This is a genomic window from Lachnoclostridium sp. (assembly GCF_031997925.1).
Classification (GTDB): domain Bacteria; phylum Bacillota; class Clostridia; order Lachnospirales; family Lachnospiraceae; genus Lachnoclostridium.
Genome location: NZ_DAMADT010000003.1, coordinates 186,677 through 205,380, shown reverse-complemented (window position 1 = coordinate 205,380; position 18,704 = coordinate 186,677). Strand labels below are relative to the sequence as shown.

Genomic DNA, 18,704 nt, shown 5'->3' with positions numbered 1-18,704 from the left:
ACACCCCTCTGGAGAACCTGGTGTGTCAGAATTCTCTTCTCCCCTAATATATTCCTCTGCCCGCCTACCAAACGCAGCCATTGAATGGGTCGGGTGGTAAGACCTTCTTCCAAGCGGGTGAGATGCCGCTATATTAGGTAGAGCTCCAATACAGGTTGTCGGTTGTATTAAATCAAGCGTTGGACCATCTCCATTAATAAATGCCCATGTATGTGTTGGTATTAATAAAAGCCCATCCTTTAAATACTCCGTAAATGCCTTTATTAACCCTTCTGCACCGTTTTCAATCTCTCCTATTGCTCTAAGAGAGGTATGTATCATAACTGTATCTGTGGGTTTGATGTGTAACCCTTCGATTTCGCTTATTAATTGACTAATTGTTCGCATCCTAATCCTCCATTAACTTATGTTGCTATCCTAACTCAGACCTCATGCCCATTATCATACCATATTATGAGGTAAGCCAGCAAGCTAATGAATTAATTGTAAACAGTAGTCTTATCTTTCCTAAACTTCCTTACGATTCTTTCTCTTATTTACTCATAAACAAAATTATGAAAGCGTGCGATGCCTCCATATTGTTTCGTAGAATAGGTAAACAATGCAAATCGGCATCCTGCAAAATGATCTAACTTAAAGTATAAGGAATGCACGATGCCAAGTTGTATAAATCCATTCTCTGTCAGATAATAAAATGTTGCTTCATCTGTCTGATTCATAAAATCAACCGAAAGCTTTAAGGTGACTTCGGAGCTTTCCACCGGAATTCTAGCGTACTCTATGCCATGGGCATTTTCCGATTCCTGCCCTAGAGAAGTATTCGGTGCCTTCCTAGCCTGCATAGAGATATAATATTTCCCATTTTCACGAGTTAAGGCTATCATGCCAAAGCATCCCTGTAATGCTCCAATTCCGGCAAAATCACCATCATTTAGCTTTGCACCGTCCACAGTGACAAAGGCAGCACAGCTAGGAAATTTCATTCGCTGCGTTAAGGTATTATTCGTCTGTGTCATATCTTTAGCAAGCTTTTGAGTACGGATACAATAGCCATTCTTTTCTTGATCAATAAACCAAGAATTAGAATCAGGTTCATGATTCCACTGCCAAAAAGACTTTAGCTTATCTTTTCCCATGCCATTGAAATCATAGATAAAATCATCACTTCCCACCAGGGGTTGGTAGATATACTTAAGATTATGGCTATTGGTCGTTATCTCTTTCGGTACCTTACCATCTTCACCAAACACCGGATAATCATTCTTCCATGTTACTGGAACTAATACCGGAATCCTTCCAACCGCTCCTCTATCTTGAAATAAAATGGCATACCATTCTCCATCTTTCGTATCAACAATCCCCCCCTGCGCAACGCCTTGGTTTCGATACCCCATATCATCATTTAGTATATCTCCACCAATAAACGTACCATCTAAGGAATCTGAAACAAAGCAAGCCTCAATTCGTTTCCACTCTTTTGCATCCGAATGAATAAGAAATATGTAGTATTTGTTATGTATTTTATAGATATGGGAACCTTCATAACCAAGTATTGGGTTCCAGTCTTCGGAAATAATCATTCGGTGAAGTCCATCCAGTTTAGGACCTAGAAGATCTTCTCTTAATTCTGTTATAAATATTTGTTTATTCCCATAAACTATATAAACTCTGTCATCATCGTCAAAAAGAAGAGATGCATCATGATAAAATCCTTCCACGTGCTGCTTCTTCCATGGTCCTATCACCTGTTTTGACGTGTAGAGATAAGTTTTTCTAGTGTCATTTGCTACAAATAAGATATAAAAGAATCCTTTGTTATAACGAAATGTAGCAGCCCACATACCTTTTCCGTATATATTATCCTCATCCTGCAATCTCTGAGCTGGTGTACTATCCAAAACCTCATAAACATAAGTGGCGTGTTCCCAGTGAATCAAATCATAAGAACGCAAGATCTCACAACCTGGCATAAAATGCATCGTTGTACTCACCATATAATACGTATCTTCAACACGGATTACATTTGGATCCGGATAATCCAATCGAAGAATCGGATTAGTTTCCATATAAGCCCTCCCTTTAAACCTTTAAATTCATGCTATATCACTAGCTTCTATCGTATCCGACATGATATGAAAGTAATAATTATTTTTTCATACGATAAATTAATTTTAGTATTTACTCATTTATTAAAATGATAGTAAATCATGGATGCTATTGCAATAGGTTTATACGATTTATTTTGATATTTCTTATATTGTTTTGTGGTATGGTTTGTTATACTTTTTGCATAGAATACAGAATTAGAAAGGATCCGTCGCTTGACGGCGGAAGGGAGAATGGTATGATTAATGTTAAAGGACGTTGGGCTCTCATTACCGGTGCAAGTAGAGGTGTAGGATATCAAATTGCCTTATTTATGGCTCATCAAGGATGTAATCTCATCTTACATAGCCGCTCATTAGAGCATACTCATGAAGTATCAGAAGAAGTTAAAAAACTTGGTGTCAATGCTTATTCCGTAGCTGCAGATTTGTTTCGTCCTGATGAAGTTAGACTTATGTTAGAAGAAATCGATTCCCTTGGTGTAGAGGTATCTCTTATCTTTAATGATGCCGGTGTTCAGGTTGCATACCGCACTGATTATTTTAAAACCCCGGTGGAAGACTTTACATCAAGTTTTATGATTAATACCATAGCCCCTGCCATGATTTCTTATCACTTTTTACCAAAGATGATAGAAAAAGGGTTTGGACGAATTATTAATACAACAAGTGGTATTCAAAATGAGCCTCAGCAAGCTGGATACTCAGCAAGTAAAGCAGCTCTTGATAAATTCACCAAGGATTTAGCTTCGGTAGTAGAAGGTACCGATGTTGTAATAAACCTAACCGATCCAGGTTGGTGCCGTACTGATCTTGGTGGACCTTATGCTCCAAATTCCGTAGAATCGGTAATACCAGGTATTGTTGTCGGTGCTTTTGTTGATGATCAAAAAAGCGGACGACTATTTAATGCACAATCATTTCATGGCATGAGCTTAGAGGATGCGGTGAAAAAGGCACAAGAATAATTTAAAAATATTTTCTAGAGTTTTTTACTCTTGAAAACATGCCTGCTCAGTATACCTTGCGAAAGAAAATTTATAATTTTCTTTCATATTTACTTATTTAAGAAAGAAAGTTTTACAAAATAGCTAATTGCTATAATGTAAAACTTTCTTTTCTTCTTATTATTTATTACCTATTACTTCTTAAGCGCTTTTGCTGGTTCCGTACGATTAAGTCTAAGATTGGATAGAATAAGAGTTTATGGCGTTAACCATTTGTAACATCTGCTTTTTTATTAAACTCTCCTGCCCATTCAAATCCTTTCTTAGCAATGATTACAGCGATTATCTCATTAATAACTGCAGCGGCTGCAATCGTACCTTGTATGATTTTCGCACACTCTGGTGCAGGTGCAGTAAGCACGGAAACAGCTATTCCTGTAAATACAAGTGATACCCCTGAATGGGGTAATAGTGTTAATCCTAAATATTTTTTTACAGTGTCTGGTGAATTTGTAACTGTTGCACCGAATAAAGCTCCAAAATATTTTCCTAAGCCTCTTGCAATAATATAGATAGCGGTAAATACTCCTGCTCCCAAAATCAAATGATAATCAAGAGGTGCTCCAAGATTTAAGATAACAATAATCATTGAGAGTCCTAATATTGGATTAAAATTCTCCATGATTTGTTCTAGTCTTTCCTCTGATACCATATTAGCGAAAGTAGCGGAAAATGCCATACCAATTAGCATAAAGTTTAACACTGGTTTTGGCATTATATAGTTATTAAATAGAAAACCAACAGCTGACGCAATTAATAAGGTTCCAATGAGCAATGCAATTGTTGCTGGTGCTTTACGCTCTTTCTTTAAAACAACTCCAGCAAGTAAGCCTGTTACAACACCAATTATAAGTGGTAAAACTACCACTAAAACTATCAGATAAGCAGGTAATTTTTTTTCAGAAATATTTGATGCTATAATTGATATTGTTGTAAAAAACACAACAACACCAACCATATCATCAAGAGCTGCCATTGGTATCAGTGCTTTGGTTACAGGTCCATCCGTTTTAAATTCTCTTACAATAGAAAGTGCTGGTGCTGGCGCAGTTGCCAAAGCAATACCACCAAATATGAAAGCTAGGTATAAAGGAATATCAGAAAAATAGAAAACTACTCCAAATACCAATGATACAAAAAGAAAGGTTCCAAGCGACTGGGTCAATGTCGTTATAATAATTGACTTCCCGGACTTCTTAATTTGCTTCCACACAAGCTCAGTACCAATCATTAATCCTACTGCACACTCTAGAATGTGCACCGTTGTCTCATACCATTTGGCATCAAGTATTTCTTGATTCATAAGTGAAAAAGCATGTGGTCCAAGGATCATTCCAGCAATAAGCCAACCAAGAATTGCTGGTAACTTAACTTTAGAAACTAGTTTACCAACAAAATACGCAATTACAATTGCAGCTACTAATCTTAATAATAAAAGTATCATTTTTTTCCCTCCTTAGCAATTCCATAGAGCATCAAATCAAGTATTTTAGCAAGCTTCGTTTCATGTGCATCCATAAGTGCAGTGAAATCATCGTTTTGAAAAACTCCGTATTGAAATATACCATGAAACATATTCTGCACCATGCTATAATACTCGATTGCCTCCTGTTCGGTAACGCTATCCCTCAAAGTTAGTTTTGATAGCGCCAAACGATAGATTTTGATATTCAATTCATCAAAATCCTTTTTTAATTCTTTAATATCCTCTATTAGATGTTTTGGTGACTGTAAAACCGATTCAAAAAAGATTCGGGCGTAAAGTGGATGTTCCGAGAAAAAACGAAATCGCATTTCCATATACTGATGCATATCACTGTCCACGTTTAGTTCCTGTAAATATGCCGTAATCGTATCAAAGCATCTTCTTACACAAAGCAAATATATCTCATCTTTGCTTTTGAAATTATGGTAGATAAGACCTTTGGATATACCGTTATCGTTGCATATATTATTTAGGGATGCCCCTTCATATCCTTTTGTTCCGAACTCAAAGTTTGCAGCGTTTATTATCTTTTCCCTTGTTAATTCTGTTTTTTCCTCTTTCTTCATTATGCACCTCTTTTCTTAGTATCATTCCGTTCGTTTATACCTAAACTACGAAAGCTTTAAACTACCAGTTGATTTAAGCTTTGCTAAATGAATCGATTCCTTACAGATATTTATAGACCATCTGGTCTGTTATCATTCTACCAACTGTTGACTGGTTAGTCAACAATATAATTACGCATTATTTTAATATTAATGTTAAAAATTATACCTAAGTCAAATAACTAAGTGCTTAGCTACTCTAGGCTCCCGTAATTTCTATCTGTTCCAATTGTAATTAGCAAAAAGAAAGTTTTATTGCATAGCTTATTCACTATGATATAAAACCTTCTTTTATCTTCATAATTTAGACAACCACTCACTACTTTTGACCGAAAAGCAACTCACTGTCGCACAAAACGCCAACCACATAAGTGATTGGCGTAATAATTATAAGTGATTCAAACTAATTATTCTATATTAATGTTCTGTTCACAAGAGAATCCTGTTTTGATTTGCTTTTAAAATACATGGAGCTTAATAATTAATTAAAGCCTGTCCTTTTTGTGGAGTGTCTGCTAAAGCTTCACGTAAAAACCCTCTCTCTTCTTCAATTCTGTCTGCAACACTATTCATTGGAACCACAGCGTGCCATTGTATTCTATGCAATGGCTTGGTTAATTTCACTTCATAACCATTGTATATTTTTATAACTACAGGTATTATAAAGTATGGAGTAGCTCCATTAGTCAAGGAGGAAAACATATGGATGAGAATAATATGAAAAAAAACTTAAAATCGTATAGCGGTTTACTGATTGGACTTAGTTTTAAAGTGAAAGTCCAAAATTCTGGCGACACACTTTATAAATTGTTATTAAAAAGACTTCGCCATTTTAGCGAAGTCTTTTGGGCTAATTATATGTCTAATAATTGTTTTTTCTTTGTATCATACTCTTCTTGATTAATAGCACCTACGTCTAATAATTCCTTCATTTTTTTCAAATTATCAAGTTTCAAATTATCTTCTGCAAGTTTTTCTTGTGATTTTTTCTCTTCCTCAGCTTTCTTTCTCTCTTCCTCAGCTTTCTTTTTCTGCTCATCTACCATATCTTTTGAAAGTCCACAAGCACAAGTTCCCGTATAACTTGGATTAACTCTACCACACTGACATTTCCAACCATCATTGCGAAGCATTCTTTTTCCGCTTTCTTCTTGTGCCGCCTGACTAAGTAGCGAAGATGACTGATAATCATAGCTGCTATAGCACTCTGGTTTTGTCAAAGCAACAATTAACGCTATAAAGCCAAAGAAAAAGCCCCACCAGAACCAATTCTCATTATAACCTTTGTTATTAACAACAGCATTTGTCGCACATCCCCAAATAACGCCCCGAATAATAACTCCTAAAAGCCATACAAACCACATTGTAGCACCTCCACAATAATATTGTTTATTATCTCATAAAATCCCATTTTTGTCCATAAATCACATAGGATTTTCCATTTCTTGTCCCTTTATCCATCGCCCGCTTATATTCTTTGGCACATCTTCCTGCAAAGCCCACAACAACATGACAGTTGCTAGGCTTCATCATAGCAAAAGTCTCTAATTATTTCTAAAACTTCCTCCGACCAAAAAGCATTTCCGCTATGCCCCACGCCCTCTAGTTCATAATATTCAACTGATTTCTTTTTATCTTTTAATACCTGATACAGATTTCTACTGTGCTCTACTGATACAATACAATCCTGATCTCCATGCAATAGAACCACGGGCGGCAACGGTAGGCTCTCTCTTATATACATTTCACAGGATCCCTGCTTTGCAAGCTCCGGATGTTCCTCTACTCGTTCAACTCCTAACAATTCTGCAGTAGGTCTTATCTTCATCCAAAATGGTAGCTGTTCCTTCTGGCATAACATTAAATCAGATGGTGCTGCTTGAGCAATAACACCTTTTATTTCGTAATCCTTCATACCTACTGTTTCTGGTCCCCACACACCATTTGCCTTAGTAAAAGCCGCCATCAATGCAACATGACCTCCCGCAGAATGTCCAGCCAAGAATATTCGCGAAGGATCTATATGAAATCTCTGAGCGTTCTCCAATAAATAGCATGCTGCTCGGTGTATATCTTCAATTTGAGCTGGAAAAATAGAAATATCGCACTCTCGATGCTGCACCATAGCAATCACAATTTCATGCTCTGCCAATTTGCATACCTTCGGTATGTCATTGTACATTTCCTGTCTATGCCATGCAGCACCAGGTACATATAAAACAACCGGATATCTGGTGTCCTCTTTCCATTCTCTTCGGTATGGAATAATTAGCTGAAGTTTTCGCTGACATCCATCAATGTTGCAATACAATTCTTCTGGTGCATATAGCCATTCTGTTTCATTATATGTTACTGATATTTTTTTCAAAATTCTGTCCTCCTCAATGATTCTTGTTTTCATATAAATTTCTAGCAAATTAAACTAAATGTACTACCCCTACAATATCCATTAAATATAACTCATAATATTGCTCAGCCTCACTAATAACCTCCTCCAATTCCATTTTGTTAAAATGTACCTAAGAATTATCTTATCTGATTAACCTGCGAATATCTATAAACTTATAGTTTAATTCTAACATGAATAAGATAAATAACAGATAAAAAAAGCATCTCTGGCTCATTATCGAGTACATAGATGCTTTCTAAGGATACCTTATATAATTCTTTTAGAACAAACATATTGTTTATATCTGGCAAACACCGCCCTGCTTCCCATTTGTAGATTGTTGTAGGGTTATTGAATCCAAATACCCTTTGTAATTGTTCCACTGTGAAATTAGCACTAATCCGTAATTCCTTTAACTTTTTTCCTGTTTTAGTCAAATTGACATTAGGAATCTCATTTGCACAAAACTTATAGATACTGTCCATGTTACCTCCCGTTTTCTTTTAATTTGCTATACAACAGTTCTTCTCGTAATTCCAATTAATAGCATTATTATATCATCAGTTACGATTCTATTAAAGTTTATTTAGTTCTATAACTATTATGACAGCTACTTCCAACCATTGATGGAACAGCTAAAGATTGACCACACACCTCACTGTAGCCGACATTCCTGTATTTCTATGTTAGCGGAAGCTGGTGTGGATCAGAAGATTATCAAGAAGACTTTAGGACACTCTGGAGCAATGACACTCATAGAGAATGTTTATACTCTGTTTGATATTAAGGAGCTAGTCGATGGACTAAATTAAGATCACACGAAAAAAGGACACTTTCCAGCGAATCGCTTCACTGAAAAATGTCCTATAATTATTACTAATATTTTTGTTGCACACCTGTTGCAAACGTGTTGCACACAGAGTAAATTCCAGTGCGTTTGACAACATTCCACAACGTCTGTAACCCTTGTAAAATCGGGCATTTCTTGATAAATGCGTTGACCGCAAATTATCTCTTGGAGAACTGTGGAGCACGACGAGCTGCTTTTAAGCCGTACTTCTTTCTTTCCTTCATTCTTGGATCTCTTGTTAAGAAACCTGCCTTCTTTAATGCTGGACGGTAATCAGCGTCTGCCTGTAAAAGGGCTCTGGAGATACCATGTCTGATAGCACCTGCCTGACCTGTAAAACCACCACCATGAACGTTAACAAGTACATCGAACTTATCAGCTGTCTCTGTTAATACAAGTGGTTGACGAGCGATAAGCTTTAATGTCTCAAGACCGAAATATGCATCCATATCTCTTTTATTTATTGTTACTTTACCTGTACCAGGTACAAGGTAAACTCTAGCGATACTACTTTTTCTTCTACCAGTTCCGTAATATTTTGCTTTAGCCAATGTTATTTCCTCCTTTCAGTCCGAATTAGTATTTGATTTCAAGTACTTCTGGTTTCTGAGCTGCGTTGTTATGCTCTGGACCAGCGTATACGTGTAATTTGTTTAACATAGATCTTCCTAAAGGTCCCTTTGGAAGCATGCCTTTCACTGCAAGAGTGATAACATCTTCAGGCTTCTTTGCTAACATTTCTTTTAATGTAGTTTCTCTTACTCCACCTGGATAATCAGAGTGGCTGAAGTAGATCTTCTGATCCATCTTCTTACCTGTTACCTTAATCTTGTCAGCATTGACAACGATTACGTAATCACCTGTATCGATGTGTGGTGTATAGATTGCCTTGTTCTTACCTCTTAAAACTTTTGCGATCTCAGAAGAGAGACGTCCTAATGTATGTCCTGTAGCGTCAACTACATACCATTTTCTTTCAATAGTTGCTGGACTTGCCATAAAGCTTTTCATTGGTTTACCTCCTTAATATAATTTCGTATTTTATTAAGCGGACCTTCATAATCCGCTTTGATGTTTCGATTCGCTAAACGCCCCTATTTCATGGCTTTCAGACCATTTGCGGTTAATTTAAGTCACTTCGTGTATTATATAGTACAAAATAGTTGGTGTCAAGCAGGATTCTACTGATTTTTATGTAAATTTTAAAATTTTCTGATTTGGTGTGGTGAATAGTCATTTTCAAAATGACTATCATTGATACACTGGAGTTTTTATGTATTTTAGAGTTTATTCCACATTCTGCTACAGCTCAGCCTATGGTCACATTGTAAGTAATTAGGGTGGCTGAACTGCTACCACGTTCTTTGTATAGAATGAACTAAGGGTTGAAGTTATTTGATTCGCCAATTATAATTAAAAAAAGAATGGTTTTCCTCCTTTGTTGATAAAGTATAGGAAATGGAAATAAATTGTCTGGATTGGCGAATAATAGAAGTTCAATAGAACAGTAACACCAACATATAAGAAGAGATGCCTTTAGAAATAATATGGGCATAAAAAATAAATTTATTTAGGAGGATTAAAACATGCTAAGTTTCAGGAAATCATCGCGTGTAATTATCATAGCAGCTGTCGTATTGGTGACAGTGTTGTTGGCAGGATTTACGATGAGTAAAGTAAATAACAAAGATAACCGTGATGAAAACAAATTATTAACGAGTCTGGGTTATACAAAAAAGCTTGTCTCAGATGTTATTAACAATCGTACCTCCTTTGGAGTGAATAGCGAACAGATAAGCCAGCTTGTAGAATCCTTACCTCTACTAGCTTATCAGAAATATATCTCATTTTCTTTGGAACCGGACAATGAAATCAACATTGTGTATGAGTTTGACTATAATAATTACAATCGAGGTGGAAATGGTTTAGATACCTTCCCTGAAAGTGTGAAGGAAAACAACGCACTGCTGCTGTTTTCCGCTATGAAAGGACTTAAAAAGGTCAATATGCTGCTTTACGATGATCTTCATAAGCTTAGCAGCGTTAATTCATTCACGATTGATGATTTACACAAGCGTTTCGGGCAGATATCACCGTTTGATATAAGCTGCGCTGAATTGTATGATTTGCTGGCAGCAAACCTTCAACTATCTGAATTTTATTTTGCACATTACTCAAGGATTTATTTAGGCGCGAACTTCGAAGATGTCTCATACCGTAACGGTGAACCGGATAAGATATTGAAACAATCGGATGGCTCCGTTATCTGGATATACGGGGAGCTTGGTAAAAGCTATAAGCTGTTCCCACCAGATAATTGGATAATCGATAATCCTGGCCATACTGTAATTTATTATTTCAACAATCCGATAGCTGAGAAAAATGATAATTTGAGCGGACTGTACGCCACAATGTTTTATACTGACAATGGTGAGAGCTATAAAGACTTGACAGCTTATTTAGGTCTGCCAACTACTATAAAAGACCTAGGAAACGGTAGCACATATATAGCCTATTTGCTACGAGAAGGGCAACAACGAAATGCATATTTCATTTTACATGATAACAAAGTAATTGCGCAAGGCGTCATGTACGGAAATGATTATACAACATTGGAATTTGAGGAGATTCCGAACGACCTATAGTCTATAGGTGTATATATCCTCTTATAAATATTCTATTTCCACCAGTGTTAGCCCTTTAGCTGGTGCAGTAGGTCCAGCAGCTTGTCGATCTTTTTTTGTAAGAGCTTCTAATACTCGTTCTGATTCCCATTGGTGAGTACCAACCTGAATGAGTGTACCAGTAATGATTCGTACCATATTATAAAGAAATCCATTTCCCTTAATACGAATCACGATAAGCTCTCGTTCCTTCTCTATTTGAATATCATAAATTGTCCTTGTTGTATCTTTTACCTGTGTATTAGCAGAGCAAAAGCTTACAAAGTCATGCTCCCCAATTAAATAAGACGCTGCTTTTCTCATTGCTTCTAAGTCCAAATCGTAATATACAAAATGAGCATATCTCCGGTTTGTTGGAAGCGGGAAAGTTGCGTTATAGATCCGATATTCATAAGTTTTTCTTGTATCACAATACCTTGGATGAAAATCGGGCGCAACCTCCATAGAAGCTTGAATCACGATATCTTCTGGTAAATGTGCATTTAATGCATACGATAGTTTTTCTGCGGGAATTCTCGAATTAGTATCAAATACAGCGACATTGCCATAAGCATGTACACCAGCATCAGTTCTGCTTGCACCTACCACTACAATCTCTTCTTTTAATAATTTAGTTAAACATTCATTCAACACACCTTCGATGGTTTTCGCATTCGGCTGTACCTGCCAGCCACAATAATTCGTTCCATCGTAAGCTACCTTTAACAGTACTCTTTTCACAAAAATCTCCCATTCCTACATATGCCTTATACACATTTAAAGTATGTGCTAAATTGCACAAGCACAAAACTTTCTTGATGAATCAAATCTTATTTTTCAAATGATTTTCCTACCATTATTACAACTAAAATTAAGTGAAAATGCTTTATATATACACGCGAAGCTTAATTAATATTGCGAACCTATTTGCTCACTCATATAATACTATCATAAATAATCTTAGAAAACTAATTCATATTTTTTTACTACTTCACACTATATCATAGGTAAGTATCGATCTACACCTAAGATGGTGACGATATAAACTACATATACACAAAAAGCTACCGCATCCTTCGGCTTATACTTTAAAGGCTTCATCTTTGTCCTACCCTTACCTCCACGATAACAGCGTGCCTCCATTGCCATAGCAAGGTCTCCTGCACGACGAAATGCCGAGATAAACAAAGGAACCAAAATTGGTACCATTGCTTTAGCTCTTTTTATTAAGCTCCCAGTTTCGAAATCCGCTCCACGTGCCTGTTGTGCCTTCATAATCTTATCAGTTTCCTCCAATAAAATTGGAATGAAACGAAGCGCGATGGACATCATCATAGCCACCTCATGTACTGGTACGTGTAACACCTTTAAGAATCCAAGTAATCGTTCAATCCCATCCGTTAGTTCGTTTGGCGTTGTGGTAAATGTCATTAAGGACGAACCTAAGATTAATAGAACCAAACGAAGCCCCATAAAAATTGCAAATCGAATACCCTCCGTGGTAATTATGATAAATCCAAAATGCACTAATACATGTTCACCGGGTGTCAAAAACAGATTAAAGCTTACCGTAAAAAGTAACAATATAATTACGGATTTGAGTCCTTTTACAATATATTTTAAAGGCACCTTAGATGCCTTAATTACACCAAACAAAAATAACCCTGTTACAAGGTAACCCCAAAATGTATCGAATAGAAACATGGATACAATATACACTATTGTCCCAATTAGTTTAACTCTTGGATCTAAACGATGTATGATGGAGCCAGAAGGGTAATATTGTCCTATCGTGATATCTCTAATCATCGAATTATCCTTTCTTGTTGCCACCAATCAAGAATCTCTAACTTTGCCTCTTCCACGGTTGTAGCATCCGTTGATACCGGGATTCGCATCTGATTAAGGTCATGCATGACATAGGTTACCGATGGAGCAGCAAGCCCAATTTTCTCAAGCTCTTTATAATGTGAAAATACTGTCTTTGGAGTACCATCATAGGCAATCTCCCCTTTATTCATGACAATAATTCTATCAACGTATTTTGCAACATCCTCCATACTGTGAGAAACTAATATTACGGTAATTTTTCTCTCTTTATGAATTTTCTCGATTTGGTCTAATATCTCATCTCTACCCATAGGGTCAAGACCAGCGGTTGGCTCATCTAAAATTAATACTTCAGGCTTCATCGCCAAGACTCCAGCGATAGCTACCCTTCTTTTTTGTCCACCTGATAATTCAAATGGGGACGCATCGTACAAATCATCTGTGATACCTACCATCTTAAGCGCATCGTATGCCCTTAAATCAACCTCGAGTTGAGGTAAATCTAAGTTTTTAGGTCCAAATTGAACATCTTTTAGCACTGTAGTTTCAAATAACTGATGCTCCGGATACTGAAATACTAAACCAACCTTACTACGTAATTCCTTCTTATGAAAATTCTCTGCACCAATATCAGCTCCATTAAAGTACACTGTACCGTTTGATGGTTTCATCAAGCCATTTAAATGCTGAATTAATGTTGATTTACCAGAACCAGTATGTCCAATTAAACCAATAAATTGTCCATCTGGAATTTCAAGATTAATATTTTTTAATGCCTGTTTTTCATAAGCAGTACCGCCACCATAAACATAGCTTACGTTATCTAGTAAAAGCGCCATTGCGTACCTCCATCATTGCCTCTACGAACTCTTCTCTAGTTAGAATACCATCCGGAAGCGGCATTCCCTGTTTCTTTAATTCGTATGCAAGTTCTGTAACCTGAGGTACATCCAAGCGATATCTCTTTAACTTATCAACCTGGCTAAAAATTTCTCGCGGAGTTCCCTGCATTACAACTTTACCGGAATCCATAACAATCACCTTATCCGCATGAATTACTTCATCCATATAGTGTGTTATCAATAATACTGTTACTTTTTCCTTTTTATTTAAATCTCTTATTGTTTTGATAACTTCTTTTCTTCCATTCGGATCTAGCATTGCTGTCGGCTCATCTAAAATGATACACTTTGGACGCATCGCCATAATACCTGCTATTGCAACCCTCTGCTTTTGACCACCAGACAATTTATTCGGAGAATGGCTTCGGTATTCATACATTCCAACAGCTTTTAGACTTTCTTCTACTCTTTGCCATATCTCTTCTGTAGGTACACCAAGATTTTCAGGACCAAATCCTACGTCCTCTTCAACTACGGTAGCAATAATCTGATTGTCTGGATTTTGAAATACCATACCTGCTGATTGTCTTATATCCCAGATTTTTTCCTCATCCTTTGTATCAAATCCGTTGACATAAAGTGTTCCTTCGCTAGGTATCAAGATAGCATTGATGTGTTTTGCCATCGTGGATTTACCGGATCCATTATGTCCTAGTATAGCGACAAAGTCACCTTCTGAAACATCTAAGGTAACTTCATCAAGTGCTCGATTAATCGCCTCAACATTTCCTTCTTCATCACGACGAATATATTCAAATACTAAATTTTTAGCATCTATCATTCTCATATAGCATATCTCATTTCTTATAGTATTATTGTCGAATGTCAATTTACATTGTATTGTATTCTGGATAACTTTGCAATGAATTTTTCAAGCAAGTAACGAAATCTAGCCTTTATGATATTTAGTTTATGGCATAATCAATAGTTAAAACATTAATTATAAGAGTTTTTTGATTTATAGAAAATTGTGGTGCAATTTCTTGTAAATCAAAAAACTGCCCCGAATCACTTCGAGGCAGTCCAACTATTCCTATGTTATCTCACAATAAGTTTATAAAAATAATACTTACTGTGACAAAGGTACTGCTTTATTAGAAATTAAACAAGCTCAATTAAAACTTCCATAGCAGCATCGCCCTTACGTTGACCGATCTTGATGATTCTTGTGTAACCACCATTACGGCTAACATACTTAGGAGCGATTTCGTTGAATAACTTTTCAGTTAAATCAACTTCCTTTGTGTTTTTCTTCTTTCCTGCAGCTTCTGCTGGAACTTCAGTTACAGGGTAAAGGTAAGCTAACATCTTTCTTCTAGCGTGAAGTCTGGATGCCTTATCCTTCTGAATAGTCTTTTCAACGCTATCATAAACGTCTACTTTCTTACCATTCACAACTTCCTTTACTCTCTTACCATCTTTATCTTTACGAGCAACCTTAGCAGTTACTGTAACAGTTTCAAAGTTATCCTTCTCTTTAACAGCAAGAGCAATCATACCTTCAGCAATTCTACGAATTTCTTTCGCTTTTGCCTCGGTAGTTACAATCTTGCCATTGTATAAGAGATTGGTTACTTGATTTCTTAACAATGCTTTTCTCTGACTTGAAGTTCTTCCAAGTTTTCTGTAGCCTGCCATTTTTTAACCTCCTTAGCTTCGAACTTAATCGTCGCTCAAATTTAATGATAATCCAAGCTCTTTGAGCTTAGCTAATACTTCTTCTAATGACTTACGTCCAAGGTTTCTTACCTTCATCATATCTTCAGAAGTTCTGTTACATAATTCTTCGACAGTATTAATTCCCGCTCTCTTCAAACAGTTGTAAGAACGAACAGACAATTCTAACTCATCGATATTCATCTCTAACACTTTTTCTTTTTCATTGTCTTCCTTCTCTACCATGACTTCAGCAGTCTTAGCATTCTCGGAAAGATCAATGAAGGAGTTTAAGTGCTCGCTTAATACTTTTGCAGCCAAGCTAACAGCTTCATCTGGACCTAAGGTTCCGTTTGTAAATACATCAAGTGTCAGTTTATCGAAATCGGTAATCTGACCAACACGAGTATTTTCAACTGTTAAATTAACACGCTCAACAGGAGTGTAAATAGAATCCACTGCGATTACACCGATTGGTAAATCATCGTTTTTATTCTTATCTGCACTGATATAACCTCTGCCTTTTGTAATTGTTAACTCAATATACAGTTTGCTATCAGAGCCACCGTTTAAAGTTGCAATTACTAATTCTGGATTTAATATCTCAATATCAGGATCTGCTTGGATATCGCCTGCTCTAACCACGCCTTCGCCTTCGAACTCAATATAAGCAGTCTTTGGCTCATTCGTCTCGCTTGTGTTTTTAATTGCTAGGCTCTTAATGTTCATAATAATTTCAGTCACATCTTCCTTAACACCAGGAATTGGAGAGAATTCATGAACAACGCCGTCAATTTTAACTTGACTGACAGCAGCACCAGGTAAAGATGAAAGCATAATTCTTCTCAAAGAATTGCCAAGTGTTGTACCATATCCTCTCTCAAGGGGCTCGACAACAAATCGGCCATATTTCTTATCTTCTGAAATGTCAGCTATCTCAATTTTTGGTTTTTCAAAATCAAACACAGTAGACCCTCCTTATGGGTTTTTTTGAGGGTATTCCAAACATAAGAAAAATAATAGGTTATTTGCTTCTTATTATTTAGAGTACAACTCGACGATAAGCACTTCGTTTACAGGAACATCAATTTGATCTCTTGTAGGGATTTCCTTTACAGTACCTGTTAAATTCTCATGATCAGCTTCTAACCATGCTGGTACAGTTCTTCCATCGGTTACTTCTAAAATATCTTTGTATCTCTGAGCAGACTTACATTTTTCTTTAATAGAAATAACATCGCCAGCTTTTACCTGGTAAGAAGGAATATTTACACACTTGCCGTTAACTAATACGTGCTTATGGTCAACAATCTGTCTTGCCTCTGTTCTTGTTCTGCCATATCCCATACGGAACATAACATTATCAAGTCTTAACTCAAGGAGAATCATTAAATTCTCACCGGTTGTACCGTATTTTAACTTCTTAGCTTTATCGAAGTTGTTTCTGAAAGGCTTCTCTAATACACCATAGATGAATTTTGCCTTTTGTTTTTCTCTTAACTGAGTACCGTACTCACTAACTTTTTTACCCGCTCTCGCAAAGTTTCTATTAGACTTCTTGTCAATTCCCAAAAATGTTGGTTCAAGACCAAGAGCTCTACATCTCTTTAAAACAGGACTCATATCTCTTGCCATCTTAATTTACCTCCTATTAGACTCTTCTGCGTTTTGGTGGTCTACAGCCGTTATGAGGAACTGGAGTAACATCTTTAATACTTGTTACTTCGATACCACAAGCCTGAAGTGCACGAATTGCTGCTTCTCTACCTGAACCAGGACCCTTAACCATAACTTCTACAGTTCTTAAACCATGAACTAAAGCTGCCTTAGCTGCAGTTTCAGCTGCCATCTGCGCTGCATATGGAGTTGACTTTCTAGAACCTCTAAATCCTAATCCACCTGCACTTGCCCATGAAAGAGCGTTACCTTCAGCGTCTGTTAAGGTAACAATTGTATTATTAAAAGATGACTGAATATGTGCCTGTCCACGATCGACGTTCTTTTTAACACGCTTCTTTGTCACTTTTTTAGCTGCTATCTTCTTAGCCATTTCAAACCCTCCTATTGGATTTTTTACATCGTAATAAATGGCTCATGTTATACTACATGAGACTATTTCTTCTTATTAGCAACAGTACGCTTAGGACCTTTTCTAGTTCTAGCGTTTGTTTTAGTCTTCTGTCCACGAACTGGAAGACCTTTTCTGTGACGGATTCCTCTATAGCATCCGATTTCCTGTAATCTCTTGATGTTAAGAGCGATTTCTCTTCTTAAGTCACCTTCTACTAACATTGTCTCATCGATGACATCACGAATCTTTGCCACTTCTTCGTCAGTTAAATCTCTAACACGAGTGTCTGGGTTAACTCCAGCTTTAGCAAGGATACGGTTGGAGCTTACTCTACCGATACCATATACATAAGTAAGTCCGATTTCTACACGTTTCTCTCTTGGTAAGTCTACACCACTAATACGAGCCATGTGACCATTGCACCTCCGTTAATTGTATTGAGCAAGACATCTTGGTATCATGTCCCTAAGGACAAGTGAAATGTATACCTTATGTTCCAGCTCTTATCATATAAGTTACCTTCAACAACCGAAATTCCACTTAGGAACTGGTTGTCGGTAAAAGTTTAGATAAACTCTTACCTAGGATAAGACAACGTCCTACCCCTCTTAAATAAGCGTAATGAACAACACACCCTGGTGTGTCAACGCGAGAATGTTCTTAGGGTAGTAATTCCCATAAAAAAAGACACCTCTAGCGGATGTCATTACGTCAGCCGCTTTAAATTGTGACAATACATTGCGAATGTACTGAAAGAGTAGATGATAATGACACCTAACTCTAAAATCAAAGATTCACTTTGACCCACAATATCACAATAATACCTGTCGGTTCACTCTCTATAATAAGAGCAGTGCCGCAATATTTGACTTAGGGCCTAAATTTTTTTCAGACTCCTAGTACAGGTGATTGTAACACAGAAAGCAAGAACTATTTCTATATAAGTACAAAATGCACTCTATGGAAACAATTAATCGCACAGATTAATTGAATTAGCCTTGTCTTTGTTTGTGTTTTGGGTTCTCACAGATAACTCTGATTGCGCCCTTTCTTTTAATGATTTTACATTTTTCGCAAATTGGTTTAACTGAAGATCTAACCTTCATTGACAATTCACTCCTTTCAAAAAAGTCCGTCTTA

Annotated in this window: 23 protein-coding genes and 1 pseudogene; 3 read left to right on the top strand and 21 right to left on the bottom strand. The window is 36.6% G+C overall.

The features are described 5' to 3' along the window. Both RTP52_RS03955 and RTP52_RS03950 read right to left on the bottom strand, forming a co-directional pair. On the bottom strand, window positions 1–387 hold a 387-nt coding region (locus RTP52_RS03955), incomplete at its 3' end, for an AAC(3) family N-acetyltransferase (RefSeq protein ID WP_312369328.1). 149 nt (window positions 388–536) lie between these two features. Beyond that, complete coding sequence (locus RTP52_RS03950) at window positions 537–2,066, bottom strand: glycoside hydrolase family 43 protein (RefSeq protein WP_312369327.1); 1,530 nt, start codon at window positions 2,064–2,066, stop codon at window positions 537–539. 278 nt (window positions 2,067–2,344) lie between these two features. Here RTP52_RS03950 and RTP52_RS03945 point away from each other — a divergent pair, with 278 nt between their 5' ends. Beyond that, window positions 2,345–3,073, top strand: coding sequence for an SDR family NAD(P)-dependent oxidoreductase (locus tag RTP52_RS03945; protein WP_312369325.1), 729 nt, complete (start codon window positions 2,345–2,347; stop codon window positions 3,071–3,073). Window positions 3,074–3,317: 244 nt separating this feature from the next. Here the strand turns inward: RTP52_RS03945 and RTP52_RS03940 are convergent, their stop codons facing one another. The 7 genes from RTP52_RS03940 to RTP52_RS03910 all read right to left on the bottom strand — a co-directional run bounded on the left by RTP52_RS03940 (window position 3,318) and on the right by RTP52_RS03910 (window position 8,077). Beyond that, window positions 3,318–4,556 carry a cation:proton antiporter gene (locus RTP52_RS03940; RefSeq protein ID WP_312369323.1) on the bottom strand — a complete coding sequence of 413 codons (1,239 nt, stop codon included), beginning with the start codon at window positions 4,554–4,556 and terminating at the stop codon, window positions 3,318–3,320. Then, window positions 4,553–5,164: a TetR/AcrR family transcriptional regulator gene (locus tag RTP52_RS03935; protein ID WP_312369321.1), complete on the bottom strand. Its 612-nt coding sequence runs from the start codon at window positions 5,162–5,164 to the stop codon at window positions 4,553–4,555. The genes RTP52_RS03940 and RTP52_RS03935 overlap by 4 nt, the downstream gene beginning before the upstream one ends. Window positions 5,165–5,677: 513 nt before the next feature. After that, a complete protein-coding gene (locus RTP52_RS03930) occupies window positions 5,678–5,827 on the bottom strand; it encodes a hypothetical protein (protein ID WP_312369319.1) in 150 nt (49 codons plus the stop codon). Between the two features lie 230 nt (window positions 5,828–6,057). Then, window positions 6,058–6,567, bottom strand: coding sequence for an SHOCT domain-containing protein (locus RTP52_RS03925; RefSeq protein WP_312369317.1), 510 nt, complete (start codon window positions 6,565–6,567; stop codon window positions 6,058–6,060). A gap of 28 nt (window positions 6,568–6,595) precedes the next feature. Further along, complete coding sequence (locus RTP52_RS03920; protein ID WP_312369316.1) at window positions 6,596–6,736, bottom strand: hypothetical protein; 141 nt, start codon at window positions 6,734–6,736, stop codon at window positions 6,596–6,598. Next, window positions 6,723–7,571, bottom strand: coding sequence for an alpha/beta hydrolase (locus tag RTP52_RS03915; protein WP_312369314.1), 849 nt, complete (start codon window positions 7,569–7,571; stop codon window positions 6,723–6,725). The genes RTP52_RS03920 and RTP52_RS03915 overlap by 14 nt, the downstream gene beginning before the upstream one ends. Before the next feature lie 194 nt (window positions 7,572–7,765). Next, window positions 7,766–8,077 carry a helix-turn-helix transcriptional regulator gene (locus RTP52_RS03910; RefSeq protein ID WP_312102123.1) on the bottom strand — a complete coding sequence of 104 codons (312 nt, stop codon included), beginning with the start codon at window positions 8,075–8,077 and terminating at the stop codon, window positions 7,766–7,768. A gap of 135 nt (window positions 8,078–8,212) precedes the next feature. On the opposite strand from RTP52_RS03910, the pseudogene RTP52_RS03905 reads away from it, so the two are divergent. Further along, a pseudogene (locus RTP52_RS03905) lies at window positions 8,213–8,404 on the top strand (tyrosine-type recombinase/integrase); the annotation flags it as partial. 196 nt (window positions 8,405–8,600) lie between these two features. Here RTP52_RS03905 and rpsI read toward each other — a convergent pair. Both rpsI and rplM read right to left on the bottom strand, forming a co-directional pair. Then, window positions 8,601–8,993, bottom strand: a complete 393-nt coding sequence (rpsI, locus tag RTP52_RS03900; protein WP_012201622.1) for a 30S ribosomal protein S9 — start codon at window positions 8,991–8,993, stop codon at window positions 8,601–8,603. Window positions 8,994–9,018: 25 nt separating this feature from the next. Beyond that, on the bottom strand, window positions 9,019–9,453 hold the full coding sequence (gene rplM, locus RTP52_RS03895; RefSeq protein WP_012201623.1) for a 50S ribosomal protein L13: 435 nt from the start codon (window positions 9,451–9,453) through the stop codon (window positions 9,019–9,021). A 575-nt stretch (window positions 9,454–10,028) separates the two neighbouring features. Between rplM and RTP52_RS03890 the strand changes: the two genes are divergently transcribed. Continuing rightward, the gene (locus RTP52_RS03890) at window positions 10,029–11,087 is read left to right on the top strand and encodes a hypothetical protein (protein WP_312369313.1); all 1,059 of its coding nucleotides are present in this window, start codon (window positions 10,029–10,031) and stop codon (window positions 11,085–11,087) included. Between the two features lie 21 nt (window positions 11,088–11,108). Here the strand turns inward: RTP52_RS03890 and truA are convergent, their stop codons facing one another. The 10 genes from truA to rpmJ form a co-directional block, all read right to left on the bottom strand. Then, window positions 11,109–11,846 (bottom strand): tRNA pseudouridine(38-40) synthase TruA, encoded by a 738-nt coding sequence (gene truA / locus RTP52_RS03885; protein ID WP_312369311.1) that lies wholly within the window; start codon window positions 11,844–11,846, stop codon window positions 11,109–11,111. A gap of 255 nt (window positions 11,847–12,101) precedes the next feature. After that, window positions 12,102–12,914, bottom strand: coding sequence for an energy-coupling factor transporter transmembrane component T family protein (locus RTP52_RS03880; protein ID WP_312105902.1), 813 nt, complete (start codon window positions 12,912–12,914; stop codon window positions 12,102–12,104). Beyond that, window positions 12,911–13,774 (bottom strand): energy-coupling factor transporter ATPase, encoded by an 864-nt coding sequence (locus RTP52_RS03875; protein ID WP_312369309.1) that lies wholly within the window; start codon window positions 13,772–13,774, stop codon window positions 12,911–12,913. Before RTP52_RS03875 ends, RTP52_RS03880 begins: the two co-directional genes overlap by 4 nt. Next, the gene (locus tag RTP52_RS03870; protein WP_312105904.1) at window positions 13,755–14,624 is read right to left on the bottom strand and encodes an energy-coupling factor transporter ATPase; all 870 of its coding nucleotides are present in this window, start codon (window positions 14,622–14,624) and stop codon (window positions 13,755–13,757) included. The genes RTP52_RS03875 and RTP52_RS03870 overlap by 20 nt, the downstream gene beginning before the upstream one ends. Window positions 14,625–14,938: 314 nt before the next feature. Beyond that, window positions 14,939–15,475, bottom strand: coding sequence for a bL17 family ribosomal protein (locus RTP52_RS03865; RefSeq protein WP_012201633.1), 537 nt, complete (start codon window positions 15,473–15,475; stop codon window positions 14,939–14,941). Window positions 15,476–15,499: 24 nt separating this feature from the next. After that, complete coding sequence (locus RTP52_RS03860; RefSeq protein ID WP_312100843.1) at window positions 15,500–16,459, bottom strand: DNA-directed RNA polymerase subunit alpha; 960 nt, start codon at window positions 16,457–16,459, stop codon at window positions 15,500–15,502. Window positions 16,460–16,531: 72 nt separating this feature from the next. Then, entirely contained in the window at window positions 16,532–17,128 is a 597-nt protein-coding gene (gene rpsD / locus RTP52_RS03855) for a 30S ribosomal protein S4 (RefSeq protein ID WP_312100840.1), read from the bottom strand. 16 nt (window positions 17,129–17,144) lie between these two features. Next, window positions 17,145–17,543, bottom strand: coding sequence for a 30S ribosomal protein S11 (gene rpsK / locus RTP52_RS03850; protein WP_312100837.1), 399 nt, complete (start codon window positions 17,541–17,543; stop codon window positions 17,145–17,147). A 62-nt stretch (window positions 17,544–17,605) separates the two neighbouring features. Further along, window positions 17,606–17,974, bottom strand: coding sequence for a 30S ribosomal protein S13 (rpsM, locus tag RTP52_RS03845; RefSeq protein WP_029503021.1), 369 nt, complete (start codon window positions 17,972–17,974; stop codon window positions 17,606–17,608). 582 nt (window positions 17,975–18,556) lie between these two features. Continuing rightward, on the bottom strand, window positions 18,557–18,670 hold the full coding sequence (gene rpmJ, locus RTP52_RS03840; protein ID WP_012201638.1) for a 50S ribosomal protein L36: 114 nt from the start codon (window positions 18,668–18,670) through the stop codon (window positions 18,557–18,559). Between the last annotated feature and the right edge of the window lie 34 nt (window positions 18,671–18,704).

What these genes read in the sequence shown, in the direction of transcription:
- RTP52_RS03935 (WP_312369321.1), bottom strand. Translation starts at nt 5,164, where the DNA reads ATGAAGAAAGAGGAAAAAACAGAATTAACAAGGGAAAAGATAATAAAC.
- RTP52_RS03950 (WP_312369327.1), bottom strand. Translation starts at nt 2,066, where the DNA reads ATGGAAACTAATCCGATTCTTCGATTGGATTATCCGGATCCAAATGTA.
- rpsD (WP_312100840.1), bottom strand. Translation starts at nt 17,128, where the DNA reads ATGGCAAGAGATATGAGTCCTGTTTTAAAGAGATGTAGAGCTCTTGGT.
- RTP52_RS03910 (WP_312102123.1), bottom strand. Translation starts at nt 8,077, where the DNA reads ATGGACAGTATCTATAAGTTTTGTGCAAATGAGATTCCTAATGTCAAT.
- RTP52_RS03870 (WP_312105904.1), bottom strand. Translation starts at nt 14,624, where the DNA reads ATGAGAATGATAGATGCTAAAAATTTAGTATTTGAATATATTCGTCGT.
- rpmJ (WP_012201638.1), bottom strand. Translation starts at nt 18,670, where the DNA reads ATGAAGGTTAGATCTTCAGTTAAACCAATTTGCGAAAAATGTAAAATC.
- RTP52_RS03865 (WP_012201633.1), bottom strand. Translation starts at nt 15,475, where the DNA reads ATGGCAGGCTACAGAAAACTTGGAAGAACTTCAAGTCAGAGAAAAGCA.
- rpsM (WP_029503021.1), bottom strand. Translation starts at nt 17,974, where the DNA reads ATGGCTCGTATTAGTGGTGTAGACTTACCAAGAGAGAAACGTGTAGAA.
- RTP52_RS03920 (WP_312369316.1), bottom strand. Translation starts at nt 6,736, where the DNA reads ATGATGAAGCCTAGCAACTGTCATGTTGTTGTGGGCTTTGCAGGAAGA.
- RTP52_RS03940 (WP_312369323.1), bottom strand. Translation starts at nt 4,556, where the DNA reads ATGATACTTTTATTATTAAGATTAGTAGCTGCAATTGTAATTGCGTAT.
- RTP52_RS03875 (WP_312369309.1), bottom strand. Translation starts at nt 13,774, where the DNA reads ATGGCGCTTTTACTAGATAACGTAAGCTATGTTTATGGTGGCGGTACT.
- RTP52_RS03945 (WP_312369325.1), top strand. Translation starts at nt 2,345, where the DNA reads ATGATTAATGTTAAAGGACGTTGGGCTCTCATTACCGGTGCAAGTAGA.
- rpsK (WP_312100837.1), bottom strand. Translation starts at nt 17,543, where the DNA reads ATGGCTAAGAAGATAGCAGCTAAAAAAGTGACAAAGAAGCGTGTTAAA.
- rplM (WP_012201623.1), bottom strand. Translation starts at nt 9,453, where the DNA reads ATGAAAAGCTTTATGGCAAGTCCAGCAACTATTGAAAGAAAATGGTAT.
- RTP52_RS03880 (WP_312105902.1), bottom strand. Translation starts at nt 12,914, where the DNA reads ATGATTAGAGATATCACGATAGGACAATATTACCCTTCTGGCTCCATC.
- RTP52_RS03925 (WP_312369317.1), bottom strand. Translation starts at nt 6,567, where the DNA reads ATGTGGTTTGTATGGCTTTTAGGAGTTATTATTCGGGGCGTTATTTGG.
- RTP52_RS03890 (WP_312369313.1), top strand. Translation starts at nt 10,029, where the DNA reads ATGCTAAGTTTCAGGAAATCATCGCGTGTAATTATCATAGCAGCTGTC.